At 35.1% G+C, this 15,785-nt stretch carries 16 protein-coding genes; 9 read left to right on the top strand and 7 right to left on the bottom strand.

From position 1 onward, the window contains the following. Positions 1 to 100 precede the first annotated feature (100 nt). The 4 genes from GH741_RS07290 (at position 101) to GH741_RS07305 (ending at position 4,866) form a co-directional block, all read left to right on the top strand. Positions 101 to 1,645: an FAD-dependent oxidoreductase gene (locus tag GH741_RS07290; RefSeq protein WP_153736129.1), complete on the top strand. Its 1,545-nt coding sequence runs from the start codon at positions 101 to 103 to the stop codon at positions 1,643 to 1,645. 31 nt (positions 1,646 to 1,676) lie between these two features. Continuing rightward, the gene (locus GH741_RS07295; RefSeq protein ID WP_170287581.1) at positions 1,677 to 2,441 is read left to right on the top strand and encodes an alpha/beta fold hydrolase; all 765 of its coding nucleotides are present in this window, start codon (positions 1,677 to 1,679) and stop codon (positions 2,439 to 2,441) included. Positions 2,442 to 2,550: 109 nt separating this feature from the next. Then, entirely contained in the window at positions 2,551 to 3,699 is a 1,149-nt protein-coding gene (locus tag GH741_RS07300; RefSeq protein WP_153736131.1) for an NAD-dependent epimerase/dehydratase family protein, read from the top strand. A gap of 18 nt (positions 3,700 to 3,717) precedes the next feature. Next, positions 3,718 to 4,866, top strand: coding sequence for a glycosyltransferase (locus GH741_RS07305; protein WP_153736132.1), 1,149 nt, complete (start codon positions 3,718 to 3,720; stop codon positions 4,864 to 4,866). A 130-nt stretch (positions 4,867 to 4,996) separates the two neighbouring features. On the opposite strand, the gene GH741_RS07310 is transcribed toward GH741_RS07305, so the two are convergent. Continuing rightward, positions 4,997 to 5,839, bottom strand: coding sequence for an LAGLIDADG family homing endonuclease (locus GH741_RS07310; protein WP_240795433.1), 843 nt, complete (start codon positions 5,837 to 5,839; stop codon positions 4,997 to 4,999). Between the two features lie 312 nt (positions 5,840 to 6,151). Here GH741_RS07310 and bioD point away from each other — a divergent pair, with 312 nt between their 5' ends. Next, a complete protein-coding gene (bioD, locus tag GH741_RS07315; RefSeq protein ID WP_153736133.1) occupies positions 6,152 to 6,856 on the top strand; it encodes a dethiobiotin synthase in 705 nt (234 codons plus the stop codon). A gap of 314 nt (positions 6,857 to 7,170) precedes the next feature. Here the strand turns inward: bioD and GH741_RS07320 are convergent, their stop codons facing one another. The 6 genes from GH741_RS07320 to GH741_RS07345 form a co-directional block, all read right to left on the bottom strand. Continuing rightward, a complete protein-coding gene (locus GH741_RS07320) occupies positions 7,171 to 8,154 on the bottom strand; it encodes a tRNA dihydrouridine synthase (protein WP_153736134.1) in 984 nt (327 codons plus the stop codon). Positions 8,155 to 8,873: 719 nt separating this feature from the next. Further along, the gene (locus tag GH741_RS07325) at positions 8,874 to 9,644 is read right to left on the bottom strand and encodes an isoprenyl transferase (protein WP_153736135.1); all 771 of its coding nucleotides are present in this window, start codon (positions 9,642 to 9,644) and stop codon (positions 8,874 to 8,876) included. 129 nt (positions 9,645 to 9,773) lie between these two features. Then, positions 9,774 to 10,376, bottom strand: coding sequence for a hypothetical protein (locus GH741_RS07330; RefSeq protein ID WP_153736136.1), 603 nt, complete (start codon positions 10,374 to 10,376; stop codon positions 9,774 to 9,776). A 53-nt stretch (positions 10,377 to 10,429) separates the two neighbouring features. Further along, complete coding sequence (locus tag GH741_RS07335; RefSeq protein ID WP_153736137.1) at positions 10,430 to 10,651, bottom strand: helix-turn-helix domain-containing protein; 222 nt, start codon at positions 10,649 to 10,651, stop codon at positions 10,430 to 10,432. A 9-nt stretch (positions 10,652 to 10,660) separates the two neighbouring features. After that, positions 10,661 to 11,152, bottom strand: coding sequence for a DUF2975 domain-containing protein (locus GH741_RS07340; RefSeq protein WP_153736138.1), 492 nt, complete (start codon positions 11,150 to 11,152; stop codon positions 10,661 to 10,663). Between the two features lie 284 nt (positions 11,153 to 11,436). After that, the gene (locus tag GH741_RS07345) at positions 11,437 to 11,853 is read right to left on the bottom strand and encodes a peroxiredoxin-like family protein (protein WP_240795434.1); all 417 of its coding nucleotides are present in this window, start codon (positions 11,851 to 11,853) and stop codon (positions 11,437 to 11,439) included. 790 nt (positions 11,854 to 12,643) lie between these two features. Between GH741_RS07345 and GH741_RS07350 the strand changes: the two genes are divergently transcribed. The 4 genes from GH741_RS07350 to GH741_RS07365 are packed head-to-tail and all read left to right on the top strand — an operon-like array spanning position 12,644 to position 15,781. Further along, positions 12,644 to 13,024: a GntR family transcriptional regulator gene (locus GH741_RS07350; RefSeq protein WP_153736140.1), complete on the top strand. Its 381-nt coding sequence runs from the start codon at positions 12,644 to 12,646 to the stop codon at positions 13,022 to 13,024. Between the two features lie 2 nt (positions 13,025 to 13,026). After that, entirely contained in the window at positions 13,027 to 13,716 is a 690-nt protein-coding gene (locus tag GH741_RS07355) for an ATP-binding cassette domain-containing protein (protein WP_153736141.1), read from the top strand. Further along, positions 13,713 to 14,546: a hypothetical protein gene (locus GH741_RS07360; RefSeq protein ID WP_153736142.1), complete on the top strand. Its 834-nt coding sequence runs from the start codon at positions 13,713 to 13,715 to the stop codon at positions 14,544 to 14,546. Before GH741_RS07355 ends, GH741_RS07360 begins: the two co-directional genes overlap by 4 nt. Before the next feature lie 14 nt (positions 14,547 to 14,560). Further along, on the top strand, positions 14,561 to 15,781 hold the full coding sequence (locus GH741_RS07365; protein WP_153736143.1) for a hypothetical protein: 1,221 nt from the start codon (positions 14,561 to 14,563) through the stop codon (positions 15,779 to 15,781). Positions 15,782 to 15,785 lie beyond the last annotated feature (4 nt).

Below are 15,785 nucleotides of genomic sequence, written 5' to 3' on the forward strand. Positions count from 1 at the left end.
GGTAAAGGGGGATTTTTATTTATTAATACTAATAAAAGTACATCATTTTAGCCATACTGCAAATGATAATTATAATTAGAGAAGCTGCAGGAGGAATAAAATGGTTAACAACAAAAACAATTCGAATGAAGTTCCACAATTCCCTGAACCTTATTGGAGAGAATCGGTAAAACTACCCAATTTTAGGAAACTTACGAAGAACATCCATGTAGATGTAGGTATTGTCGGTGGGGGAATTACAGGAATAACCACAGCATATTTACTAGTGAAACAAGGGTATAAAGTTGCTTTACTTGAAGCGGGTGAAATCCTTAATGGTACAACCGGACATACAACTGCAAAAATAACGGCACAACATGGTTTAATTTATGATGAGTTTATCCAACATTTTGGAGAAGAAAAAGCAAAACTCTATTATGAATCAAGTATGGATGCCTTAAAGTTTATTGAAAACAGAATTACAGAAGATAATATATCATGTGATTTTTCTCATCAGGATGCTTATGTGTACACAAATTCTGATAAATATGTTTCTAAAATTAATAGTGAAATGAAAGCCTATGATAAATTGGGAATCGACGGGGAAACTACAGACACAATTCCATTTGATATACCAATGAAATCGGCTATTGTTATGAAAAATCAAGCACAATTTCACCCCTTACAATACCTAAAACATTTGGTGGAATATATCACAGATAATGGTGGGGAAATCTATGAACATACAACGGCTACGGATGTTGAAAATGGGGATCACCCTCATATTTTAACTGCCGATGGATACAGAGTCACTTGCAATTATGTTGTGGCAGCCTCACATTTTCCATTCTATGGAGGAGAAGGTTACTATTTTTCAAGGATGTATCCTGATAGATCTTATCTAATTGCAATTAAATCAAATAAAACCTATCCAGGAGGCATGTATATCAGTGCTGAACAACCTACCAGATCAATACGTTCTACTTCCGTTGATGGTGAGGAGTTATGGATAGTTGGGGGAGAAAGACATAAGACTGGACAAGGGAAATCAACGATGGACCATTATGATGCACTCAAGCAATTCGCAGAAAGTCATTTAGACATGAACGAATACCTTTATCGTTGGTCTGCTCAAGATCTTACAACACTTGATAAGCTTCCGTGTATTGGAGCTGTTACAGAAGACCAACCCGAAGTTTTAATCGCGACTGGGTATAGAAAATGGGGGATGACGAACGGAACTTCAGCCGCATTAGTGCTAGCTGATATCATTTCTAAAAAAGATAATCCATATATAAAACTATTCTCACCTTCAAGATTTCAAGCGGACCCTGATATTAAGAAATTCATTCAAATTAATGCTGACGTATCTAAACATATGATTAAAGGAAAACTAGAATACACTTCCAATAAAATAGAAGATGTTGAGAATGATGAAGCTAAAATTGTCCGTTTAAATGGAAAGAGAACAGGAGTATATCGGGATAAAGATGGTAAAGCTCATTTGGTAGACACGACATGTACACATATGGGATGTGAAGTGAATTGGAATGACGGAGATCGCACATGGGATTGCCCTTGTCATGGTTCGAGATTTTCAATTTCGGGAGACGTTATCGAGGGACCAGCTAAGAAACCAATAAAAATCGTTAATGATCCTAGCTAATTTGACTTATCCATGCAGGAGAGGAGTAAATATGAAAAACATACAATATGAAAATGGTACAGTTTACTATGATTTATACGGTAAGGGAATTCCCATCATATTTATTCACCCACCTGGTATGGGGCGAAGAGTATTTGATCGACAGCAAAAGCTTGCGGATAAATATTTAATCGTTACCCCGGACTTAAGCGGTCATGGGATATCCTCGTCAAGTATACAGTATTCTATTATAGAAAATTATGTGGAAGAACTGAAGCAAATCATAGATAATGAAAAGTTTGAAGAAGTTATTATTTGTGGTTATTCAGCAGGAGGAGCAGTTGCTCAAGAGTTTGCAAAAGCTTACCCTAAAATAACCAAAGCGTTGATTTTATCAGGTGGATATCCAAAAGTTGCTACAATAGGTTTGAATTTGGAATACAAATTAGGAATGAAGCTATTTAAAAAATCCCAAAAAACCTTAGCAAGAGTACTTGCTAATAGTCATACAAAAGATAAAGGTTACCGTGAAATTTTGTATTCTCATATGTTGAAAAGCGATTTTGCACATTGGTACAAATTTTATGATCAAACGTATCATTATAATGGAGTTACCGATTTAGATTCACTCACCATGCCTTTGTTGTTAATATATGGTGCTAATGCTTTTTGGATCAACCATCATCGAGTATATTACGAGCGTTGTCCAAATCATCATGTTGTTTATATCAATAATGCGTTTCATCAATTACCAACCAAACACTGGCAGCCTTTCAATCAGATTATTTCTGAATTTATTGACTCAAAACTAATTTAGAGAGCCTTATTCAAAATGCCATTTAAGGGGAATTGATAGACTATTTTAAATCTAATATGATATCATATTATAGGTTATACAAAAAAGAGACGGCATAGGAGGAGAAACTATGAGAATAATAGTCGCTGGCGGTGATGGATTTTGTGGTTGGCCAACCGCTCTTTATTTATCCAAACAAGGTCATGAAGTAGCGATACTTGACAATATGGTTAGAAGAAAAATTGATGAAGAATTAGGTTCTAATAGTGTTGTACCAATATTCTCTCTTGAGGACCGTGTTAATAAATGGGAAGAATTAACAGGAAATAAAATTGAAATTTTCACTGGGGATTTGAATCACTACGATTTCTTATCACAGGTATTCAAACAAGTAGAGCCTGAAGCGTTTGTACACTTTGCAGAGCAAAGATCTGCTCCATATTCAATGATTGATCGTGAACACGCTATTTACACACAAACCAACAACGTTATGGGTAACCTTAATGTACTATATGCTATAAAAGAGTTTGCACCTGATTGTCATTTAATTAAGTTAGGAACAATGGGTGAGTATGGTACTCCAAATATTGATATTGAAGAGGGATACATAGAAATTGAACATAAAGGCCGCAAGGATAGAATGCCATATCCAAAACAGCCTGGTTCTTTTTATCATTTATCAAAAGTCCATGATAGTCACAATATTATGTTTGCTTGTAAAATCTGGGGAATTCGGGCCACTGATTTAAATCAAGGGGTTGTTTATGGATTACATACTGATGAAACTGCGTTAGATCCAGTTCTAGCTAATCGTTTAGATTACGACGGGGTATTTGGAACAGCACTTAATCGATTCTTAATTCAAGCTGCCACAGGTCATGATATCACCGTGTACGGTAGCGGGGGTCAAACAAGAGCATTTTTAAATATTAAAGATACAGTTAGATGTATTGAAATTGCTGCTAACAACCCTGCCGATATAGGCGAATTCCGTGTCTTTAACCAATTTACCGAGTATTTTTCAGTAAATGACTTAGCTGAAAAAGTACAAAAAGTAAGTAAAGAAGCTGGTTTAGATGTAGAAATTACAAAAATAGAAAATCCTCGTATTGAGGCTGAAGATCATTATTATCACGCAGTGAACACTAAACTAAGAGATTTAGGATTAGAACCTAATCTACTAACAAATGAAGTCCTTAGCGATATCTTAAAGGCAGTGTTAGAAAACAAAACCCATGTGAAAAAAGAAAATGTATTGCCATCGATCTCATGGAAATAAGAGAAGGGGCTCTTAGTTTTGAAAATTGTAATCATTACTGAAACATTTTTACCATCTACAGACGGGGTTGTTACTCGTCTTACTGAAGCAATTAAATATCTTAGGCAATTAAAGCATGAAGTTGTCATCATTGCTCCTGATCTTGGTGTTGAAGAATTCGAAGGTGCGGTAGTGGAAGGGGTAAAGGCTATAACCATGCCTTTTTACCGCTATCGCCCTTTTTCTTTGCCGCAAAAAAAGGTTAAATCCATATTAGAAAAACATAATCCAGATTTTGTACATGTCGTTAATCCTGTATCGGTAGGAGCTTCTGGAGTTCACTATGCTAGCAAGTTGGACATTCCCTTGATCGCTTCTTATCACACACACATGCCTAAGTATCTAGATTACTACAAGTTGTATCGTCCATTTAAACCATTTCTCTGGAATTTCATTCGTAGTTTACATAATAAAGCTGATATAAATTTGTGTACCTCTGAAACAATTAGAAAAGAACTAGTAGAAAAAAACTTTCAAAACGTTCATGTATGGAAGCGTGGAGTTGATATTGAAAAATATCACCCTAAAAATTATAGCAACAAAATGAGAATGAAGCTTTCAAATGGAAATATAGATAAAAAACTTTTGCTATATGTAGGACGTCTGGCTGCTGAAAAAGAAATCGATAGCATCAAACCGTTATTAAATGCTAGAAAAGATGTTTGTTTGGCAATCGTTGGTGATGGCCCGGCGCGTAAACAACTAGAAGAGGAATTTAAAGGCACAAATACAGTTTTTACGGGGTTTATGCATGGAAAAGAGTTGTCAGAGGCATTTGCTTCAGCAGATGCGTTTATTTTCCCATCAGTAACAGAAACCCTGGGATTGGTCATATTGGAATCAATGGCATCTGGATTACCAGTAATAGCAGCTAAAAGTGGACCAACAATGGAACAAATTACCGAAGGAAAAACTGGTTATTTGTATGAACAAGACAATATAGATAGTATGATTCAAGCTGTTACACAGATAGAAAATAATGAGTTATTTGAACAAATTAAGAAAAATGCACGCACTGAGGCCGAGAAATTCAGTTGGATCAAACCGTCTGTACAATTAATTGAGTTTTACGAAAGATTATTAGAAATGAACGAAATGAAAATGTCAGTTGAATCAATTAATAGTTAATTTTTTTTAAATATCTCAATATCTCAAGAATACTTTACTTTTGAGATATTGAGATATTTTTATTTTAATAACTTCTGATAATAAATATTATGTAACCTAGATTTAAATCAAAAAAAAGAAGCTATTTTTTCTATTCTTCTCTTTGTTTTCGTTTAGCTATTGCATTTTTGTGCATTTTAATACCATCCTTCAATAGCGATATATCTAAGCTCTCTTGTTGAAATGCATCATATTTTCGATGCAGAAACAATTCCTTATCTTTGTATATCCAATTTGAGAATAACTTTATTGATTTTCTACCACTTACATAAACACGATAAAACGTGGTATGGTTTGTGAAATTGGTTTCAAATCCATTTCTCTCAAGTTCTTCCCTTAATGAAATCATAAATGAATAAGAACCATCAACAAAACTAATAAAATACTTCGGATAATTTATAAAGCCATCTCCATCAAAATATCCCCTTATAAAGTGACTCATGTACTCCTCAGGTACAAATGGAAACTCTATACTGGTCGATTTATTCGGTGTGATTCCGTGTAGCTGCATTAAATCTTGTTTCATTACTTTGCTATTAAAATTTAAAATGTAAACCCCTGTATTCTTATTTTTATATAATGGATGATCAGATCCCATTTCTTTTTTGATATCTTCAAGGATGTACTTTTCTTTTTGAGAAATACTTACTGTTTGAGCATCTCTAGGAATATTTCCGTCTGCAACAAAAAATCCCAATATGTATACCATGTTGTTCGACCATGTTTTGAAATAATCCTCATTTAATTGATATTTTCTTTTCCAGCTTCCATGTGGACGCTTTTGAACATCGTTTTTTGTTAAAACACTACTCACATACCGTGAAGAAACATTTGCTAGATCACCAATTTCAGTTGTACTATAGCCATTTTTATACATCTCAATCATTTCAGATATTTCCATTGTGCGTTTTCTTTTAGTACCGTTTGAATTCATCCTCTCCCATCCTCTTCTTTATTATACCAAACATATGTTCTTTACGGCAATTAATATCCCCTCTAAATCGGAATAAAAAAAGAGATCTTTTACTATTTTTTTCATTCATAGACAGCAGGGAGATAACAGAGTAAATAACCCGAAATTGATCACCCCCTCCCTTCCGTTCTACTTATCATACAGAATAAATGGTACACTTGTAATTGAAATTTTTGTTAACATAAATCATCGTTTACACATCAAATTTATATAGACGGGATACAACCTTTTTATACAGGTCCTACTAACTATTCTAAGTAAGGAGTGATTTATTTGTCTGGAATTTTCATTACAGGAACAAGCTCGAATGTCGGTAAAACGATTATTACAACTTGTCTTACATACGCATTTCGTAAACGAAAAGTAGATGCAGTTCCTTACAAACCAGTTCAATGTGGAGCAATTACGGAGGGTGGAAAATGGTTGGCTCCCGACGTTGAATTATACCGGAAAGTTTATAACCCAAAGGATGATGAACAACTCAATTCCTTTCTTTATGAACCGAGATTTTCCCCTCATATTGCTGCACAGTTAGCTAATCGTCCTATTGATCCACAGGTTATTAAAAGGAACTATGATGAATTACATAAGGTGCATGAGTTGGTATTAGTAGAAGGAGCAGGTGGACTAGCTGTTCCTTTAATAGACGAACACTATGGAACACCAAGTCTAATTAAAGATTTAAACATTCCTATTGTGATTGTCACTCAAGCCACTGTCGGAACTCTTAATGCTACTGCATTAACTGCACATTATGCTCAAAGCAAAGACCTAGACATTAAAGGCATAATAATTAACGGTTATCCTGACAATCCTACAGAAGGAGTTAAGAATAACCCTAGGATGATTGAAAAAATGACGGGTGTACCAGTCATTGGAATAGTTCCTCAAATTAAAAATGTAGAGACTCGAATAGGAGAAAAGGAAGTATTGGAGAAACTAATAGAAGGAATTGATTTAGATAAACTGTTGGAGTAGTTCATCTATCTAGATGCTTATTATAGTTACATCGAAATATATCCAAAGCGTTTTATAAGTTGAATTTTCCTTATCATAAATCCATTTTAAATCTCTCTAGAGAATAACAAATGACTTTTAAAAGTAAAATGCCTTTTGAAAAAGATTTGTAAAATAATTTGATCCTAGCTTTTTTAAAAAGAAAAAAACTCACAAGTGTTGGTATATAAACATCTGTGAGTTTTTTAGAATATATTTAGTTAGCAATTTCTCTCCAACCAACGCTAGGACATGTAAAAATTGTGCAAACCTGCCAATCGGCTGCATTATCAAGACTATAATATACTAGTATCGAAATTCTTTGACTCAAATTTATCTAGCAATACACGCACTTCATCCGTTGACTCTGTGTCCATCAATTGATTTCTTAATTCACGTGCCCCTTTAAACTCGTGAATATATATCTTGAAAAAACGACGAAGAGTTTTAAATGGCCGTGTATCAAGTTCCTTTGAATAGTTATCAAAGAGGTCAAGATGCAACCTTAAGAGATCCAGTAATTCCTTACTACTATGATCTTTCGCCTCTAATTCAAAGGCAAATGGATTTTTAAAGATACCACGCCCAATCATAACCCCATCAACACCATATCTGCGAACGAGTTCCAGACCAGTTTGACGATCAGGAATATCTCCATTAATCGTCAAAAGTGTATTTGGTGCCACTTCATCTCGAAGTTTTTTAATCTCCGGAATCAGTTCCCAATGAGCATCCACATTACTCATTTCCTTTCTTGTACGGAGATGAATAGATAAATTAACGATGTCTTGCTTTAATAAGTGTGTAAGCCAGTCGCGCCATTCCTCTACATCCGTATAACCAAGCCTTGTCTTAACACTTACGGGCAACCCTCCCGCTTTTGCTGCTTTTATTATCTCTGCCGCAACTTCTGGATAACGGATAAGACCGCTTCCCTTCCCATTTGCTGCCACATTATGCACAGGACAACCCATATTGATATCGATACCACGAAAGCCTTCTTCAGCCATTCCAATACTCATTTGACGAAAATATTCGGGTTGATCACCCCATATATGGGCCACCATTGGTTGTTCATCTTCTGTAAATGTCAAACGCCCACGAACACTATCGTGGCCCTTTGGATGACAATAACTTACCGTATTTGCAAACTCTGTAAAAAACACATCAGGTCTAGCTGCCTCGCTTACTACATGACGGAAAACAACATCCGTCACATCTTCCATTGGTGCCAATATAAAAAATGGTCGTGGTAATTCACGCCAGAAATTATCAGTCATATTTAAATCCAAATCCTTTCATTATGTGACATCAGAACAAAGCCTGATATACACCTCAAAAATAAAAGGCAAAGATGTGTCCCTGTCCTTTTTACACTCATACTATGCCTAAACACTTTTTATCAAACTATTGTAAACTTTGTTCATTATACTATTTAATATTAACAAATAAAAGTACAAAGAAACTAGCAACACTAGGGTTAAGTACCATATATGAACATTTGTCTTAGGCGTCTACTGTCTTACACTTTTAATGATAAATCTAATAGGTTCTACACGATTTCGTGCTAACTAAGGTTCGTACTGGCGAACTGTCACCTCGCATCTCTTGAATAGATATGTCTTCAGCACCATTGTTTTTATTGTTAACGTACAAAAGTATATTTTAAAACATAGGGGTTAATTTTGCAAAACCTTTTAACGATTATTCCTATTTCTCTTCATATTCCCGTTTAGAATACTTTCTATAAGATTTGCCTCTTTATCATTAAATCCTCACGATCTCCTTGTCGTTCTTTTAGATATTTACATAAATGATACAATACCATACAAAACAGGTCAGGTACCGAAAATGGACATTTTTCCATGAACGGTATCTGACCCTATCCCTTTTTTGATGGGATGTTATGATTTATCCTGGTATGGTTTTCCGCAATTGCGAATTGGTTGTTGAATGATTTTACTTTCCAAGTCCCATAAGTAACATCAAAATTCTTCATCTATATTCCGCCATACCTTCTCTTTCTTTGCCGGTATTCTTCAAGTGCATCCATAAATTCGTTCTCGGAAAAATCCGGCCATAGCACATCGGTAAAACAGAACTCTGTATAGGCAAGCTGCCAGAGCAGGAAATTGCTCAGGCGTTTCTCCCCACCTGTTCGAATAAGCAGATCTGGGTTTGTCATACCGGCTGTGTACAGGTATCGTGAAAACTGCTGTTCATCGACTTGATCTAGTGATAATTTCGCATTGTTTATATCGGCGAGCATTTCTTTCATAGCGTGTAGAATCTCGTGTCTGCTTCCATAATTTAGCGCAATATTCAGCTGAAGACCGTCATTATCCCTGGTAGAGTCGATTGCATACTGGACGGCTTCACGTGTATATGCTGGAAGTTCTTTCATATTACCGATTACCTCAATGCGTACATTATTGGCTATAATGTCTGGCAGATATATATCCAGAAACTCCTTTGGAAGTTTCATTATGAAGTCTATCTCAGGCTTTGGACGTTTCCAGTTTTCTGTGGAAAAAGTGTACATTGTTAGAATCTTAACCTGGCATTTGACTGCTGCCTTGACAATTTTTACGACAGCAGATAATCCCTCTTTATGCCCAGCAACTCTTGGCATACCCCGTTTCGAAGCCCAGCGTCCGTTTCCGTCCATAATTATGGCTACATGGTCCGGTGTATTATCTTGCGTATCTTGCGTATAGTGGAGGGATTCTTTCGATTTTTTATTATTGAAAAAAGGAATTTTCATTAACATTGTCTATCCCCTTTAAATTGTTATTGTCTTATCTAATTAACTTCCATATACAGTTCAGGTCTGCATACGCCACAGCATATTGCAGATTGATATTCAGCCATCTTAATAATTCCATTTAACCACTCACATTTAATAAGTAACTCCTCTTTCAAGAATTTGATCCATTGAAGTAATGGAAAGAAATTCCTTATCTAATAATGGATAATCATACAATCTTCCTTCATAAACTAATTTGAAATACGGATTCATTAAAAAGTCGTTTGGTGTGACAAGAGTGGAAGGAAGATTCCATAAACTCAGACCACTTTTTTCAAAAACCTCCGCAACAAATTGGGAGCAAAAGTATTTATTCCTTTGATTAATCGGACAGTTGATAGCCACACCAACGATTCCAAGGAAATTATATGAATATATATCTTTGTTATTATTAAAGTTTTGGATTACACTTCTAAAGCGAATATACTCAGCCGATGAAACTTCAACTTTTAACAAAAGGCATCTTGTGTTGTAAAAATAACGGTAAGTACCTAAATATACATCTTGTCTAATAAAACCAACAATTAGTGGATTTCTAGGATCTTTTCGCCCAAAGCTATAGATTTCATTGAGTTCTTCGTCAAAAACGATGGAAACATGATTGTAAGGGGCATTTGTAAACCATTTGATTATTTTTGTGAATAATGTACCTGTATCCGTTAATAAAACATAAACCACTTTTGTTTCCTTATCCATCATTGCTGCCCCTGCCCTATTTTTCTTTCCAGTGACTAACGTATCCCTACTTTTTATCCCTGAGTTTCTTCGTCACTTTTGTATTCTAAAATATCTCCCGGTTGGCAATCCAAGGACTTACAAATTGCCTCTAAGGTTGATAATCGTATCGCCTTTGCCTTTCCATTTTTTAAAATAGAAAGATTAGCCATTGTTATTCCAACCCTTTCTGAAAGTTCTGTTACGCTCATTTTTCGTTTAGCCAACATCACATCAATATTAATTATAATCGCCATTTTATCACCTCAGACCGTTAAATCATTTTCGGATTTTATATTAATAGCTTCCCGTAAAAGTCTTTGGAGAACGGCAGCAAAGACTGCAATCACCAATGAAGCACCAATAATGACCATCCCTATTAATACGAGCCCCGGTGCGTCATCCCACTGCGCTATGATAAAGACGAATGGCATGGCTATTACATACAATCCACTGATTAATATCGCACAGTTTTTTATATTTTTTAAAGATTTTACAGATAATTCCGAGAAGGCTTCGTTCTTGTCAATATATCTTAAGAGTCTTAATGCTTGATACAATGAAAAGTAAAACGGGATTGTCGAAACATACATAACTGTTAAAATTCCAAATACCATATAAGCTAACTCTGAACCACCTTCTACCGATGCAAATGCTTCACTCGCTATCTGAGGTAACAAAAAGATACATATAGCAAGAATCGGAATTCCAATAAGAAAAACAGCTATTTTTAAAAAGATTGTTGAACCTTGTTTCATAAAAAAACACCTCATTTTTTTATTTTCAACTTGATTTTAACAAGTTATTTATCGTTTTGCAATAATTATTTATCTAAATATTTAATGTTTTTATTGTTTTTTCAATATTTGGTTTCAGGAATATGTTTTTTCTTAAATTCATTTGTAGATACTGCAATTTCGGTAAAAATGACTTTTCTAAAATATTTTAAAAAGCGGAAGTCATTTAAGACATCCGCTTGATTAATGTATTCCTTAATTATGTAATTGCAGAATATAAATATATCAGAACCTTACCATCTTCCTTAGTGTTTTCGTAATACATTAATGATCGTTCTAATGGATGCATGATCCCCAGGTTCAGTATCAATATGTTTCCAAATTACTTTTCCTTTATTATTAAATACCCATGTACTACCTTGAATATAGATATCCTGAGTTTTCATGGCTGTTTGTACTAGTTTTTTCTTAGCATTATCGTCCGGGATAAAGGCCTTTTTTCCGTGTTTAATAAACCCTATTACTGCTTGTAGGAGGAGTTTCCATTTTGGCATGGTTAGATTGCCCATTTTGCGAAACAATTTTCTTTTGGGGTCTCCATAAATTTGATAAGGAAAAGGCCCAAACACCTCAACAAACTGCTCTAGATACTCGCGGTTTGATGGAGCAACTATAACCGTTTGATAACCCGTCTCATTAATTTCATTATAATTCTCACGCAACTGCGTCAGTAAATCTCTGCAAATTGGTCATCCTGGATACCTTACAAAAACAACCAGGCTTTTTTTATTTTCTATAATGGTCTCAAAGTCTAGACATTCACCAAATGGAACTTCCATTTTTGATTCCATGAGTTACACCTCGCAATTTGTTTTTTTTTGATTTATTTTAAGTGCGAGTGCTCTTATCGAACACTCACCTTATCAGTTGAAAGAAACTTACTCATTTCTGTTTATGTTATATAATATAATACTATTAATTCCTTTCCACTTATACCATCATACTTAGCTAGTGTTAGGATATTTGTCAATCCATAGTATTCTGAATAGCAGGTTACTTATTTACTTTCCATATAACTATCTTTCAATTAAATTTTCTAATTGATCACAAAGCTCTTCCTACTTCTGGAATTACACCAAGTCTTTAAGTTCCGATATTTTTTTATCTAACTCCGTGATTCTTTCCTCCAATAAAACTAGAACCTTTTACAAATTTTCATTCTCCAGTTGCTGTATCTCTACCGGATACTTCTGTATAGCATTCAACCCTATATACACCTATATTTTTTGTGTAAGACAGCCCTAAAAAAGCATTCGACTACTTATGGTGTCTCCCTTCTAACACAGAGTTATAAGGGAAAAATAAGCCCACCCTTTCAAAAGTTATAAGAATGGGATTGACAACCTTAGTGTATTAGCCATATAATACACATATACAAAGTGTATGAACTACTTAATACACACACTTTAGCAATGCAGAAATTACTTAATAGATCGTATAGGAGTTGTTTCGATGAATGTAAAACTGAATAATCGTGATCCGGTCTATTTGCAAATTGTTCGGTATTTTAAGGAGAAAATTGCCATTGGTGAATTCGAACCTGGTGAGGAAATACCATCGAGACGTGAGTTGGCGAATAGAATGAAAATTAATCCTAATACCGCACAGCGAGCGTATAAGGAAATGGAGGAACAAGGATTGATTTATACAGAAAAGAATCATCCAAGTAAAATCACGACAGACAAAATGACACTAGGTATGGTGAGAGAAGAGCTGCTGGTGGAGGCAGTTGACACGTTTGTGACATCTGTTCGTTCCATTAATGTACCAGTCGATGAACTACTTGACTTGGTTAAAGAAAAGTACACCGGTAACGATGACAAGGAGGCGTAAGCATGATTGAAGTAAAAGAGATTGAAAAGAAGTACGGTCGAAAGAAAATATTAAAAGGCGTATCCTTTACGGCGAACAAAGGTGAAATTACGTGTTTGATTGGATTAAATGGAGTTGGGAAAACAACGATTTTAAATGCAATTATGGCACTTACCCCAATTAATAAAGGACAGATTTTAATAGATGGAGAACCACTCAAGGAAAAAACATTTGAAAAAATCACCTTTATTCCCGATGCAATTACGATGCTTCCACAGATGAAAATAGCTGAGGCAATGGAGTTCATGAAGGACTTCTATACGTGTTGGAACCAAGACCGCGCAACCGAATTACTAGGCTTTTTCCGATTAAATAAAGATGATCGAATTTCTTCCTTATCAAAAGGGAATACAGCGAAAGTTAATCTCCTACTTGGTTTAGCACTTGATGTTGATTATGTATTAATGGATGAACCATTTTCAGGAATTGATATGTTCAGTCGCGAGGAAATCGCCAATGTGTTCACAAGTCACTTAATCGAGAATCGCGGCGTAATCATTACGACACATGAAATAGGCGATATTGAACATTTAATTGATAAGGTTGTCCTAATAGATAACGGATTGGTGACTAAGGAATTTAACGCCGAAGAAGCGCGCGAGAATGAAGGCAAGTCTGTCATTGACGTGATGAGAGAGGTGTATATCGGATGAAGAATTACTTGAAACTTGTTAATTTTGAATTTAACCGTGTTGCGAAGTTATTTGTAGTTTTACTAGGAATAACGTTTGTCGTACAAATGTTAGGAGTGTTCTTCGAGGCAAAAAAATACCTGGACATGGCAAATCAACAAATCTATGAAGAAATGGTACCAAAAGCACAGTTTCTACAAATGTATGGCCAAATGAGTTTTATGGAGGTAGTAAGAAGTGCATGGTTCTTAGCTCCAATTGCCCTATGCGTCGCTGGCGTAGCGTTCTATATATTTCTTATTTGGTATCGTGATTGGGTTGGGAAAAATACCTTTATCTATCGATTATTAATGCTCCCAACAACACGATTGAATATCTTCTATGCAAAAATCACTACTATCCTTGTCATGACATTTGGTTTAGTCGCCTTCCAAATCATTTTGTTACCAATTGAGAAGTGGATTTTCAACGGTATGATACCGATCGAATTTCGAAATGATATGGGTCTAATAGAGGTTGTAACGAGCATGCCTGAATTAAGCCTAATTATTCCAAATAGTCTTCTGCAACTCGTTTTATATTATGGAGCAGGTTTGTTAGCTGTTAGCATTCTTTTTACTGGGATTTTGTTGGAAAGAAGTTTCAAGTGGAAAGGAATCTTTGCAGGATTATTATACGGTGCAATTGCGGTCGTCGTATTTATTTCCCCATTGCTTTTGCAGGATTTTGTTTTGGATGGATTTTTCTATCCGATTGAATTGTTTATGATTGAAATTGTAATGGGTTTGATTCTATTAGTTGCGTCTATTTGGCTAAGTGGATTCTTGTTGAAGAAAAAAATCACCGTATAAGGAGTGTCTAAAAGATGAAAAAGTATTGGAAAATTATTTCCATTGTCGTTATTATTGTACTAAGTTTAGGAACTTTTTATGTAAATGCTGCTTTGTCTGCCGAACAATACCCAGGTTTTGTTATTGAAACAAAAAGCGGTGATGCAAACGAGATAAAACCATTGGTGTTGGAGGGATCCTATACAGATACTTCCTCTATGAACTATGTGAGCGCGAACTTAAAAATTACCGCGGAAGGATCGACATATAAAAGTTATTCCTTTCTGGATCAATTAATCGGACAGCCTCCTGAGATGATCAGCGAATTACAAGATGAATATCGTAATTTCATGCGTGGTAAAATGGGCTCGATTAACTCATTTTTCGAGGATGACCAGCACCTAGCTTACGCAGATGTAGATTATAAAATGGGTTCGTTAAGCTCGAGTGATTTTAAATTGGATATTTCTCTTTTAAATAAAGGGGACGGAAATATCAATGAATTCACGGTAAAGGTTCCTGACAGTGCGGAATTAGAATATATGTATGTAGACGATGTACAAATGATTGGCAATGAGCTAACCCTTATTACCCAAAACATGATCCGAAGTAATGATGTTGGTTACGATGAAAAACATATTTACACGGTTAATCTAGCCGATCAAACAATAATAAATCATGAATCCCTTTATCAGTTTTCTCAAGGACAAGGGAATGTTCATACCAATGTCCAATTGATTGGAACAAGTCCTACAAAAGCGTATGAACATATTATTCTCTTAAAAACGGAAGAAGAAATAATCGAAGAAATGGAATCTTCTAGAGTAGAATATATGAACCAGGAAATCATATCCTACAATCTAGCAACGAAAGAAAAAGAAAACATTGATGTACCTGAATTGAATTTGAAGGAGAATCAACTTAGCTTCTTTGATGGTTCAACGCTTTATTTTACGAAGTTAGAAGGACAGGAACTCGTGGTAACTCCTTATAATTTAGAAGACGATCAAGTAGGCAACGCACTTAGTCTCCAATTTCCTGGTGAAAAGGATAATGTTCAAGTCCCTGTGATTACAGTAAATAACGGTAAACTTTTTGCGGTGGCTCCCCAGATGAACAACGAATCAGATGCGAGTGTAAGCGTTGCGGACGTAAATACAGGAGAAACACTTTTTGAGGGGAAAATAGTTCTAAAAGATTCATCACAAGAAATGGGACGTTACGAAATATATTTGCATGAAATATTTTTGAAGTAGAATC

The organism is Aquibacillus halophilus (genome assembly GCF_009649745.1).
Taxonomy (GTDB): Bacteria; Bacillota; Bacilli; order Bacillales; family Amphibacillaceae; genus Aquibacillus; species Aquibacillus halophilus.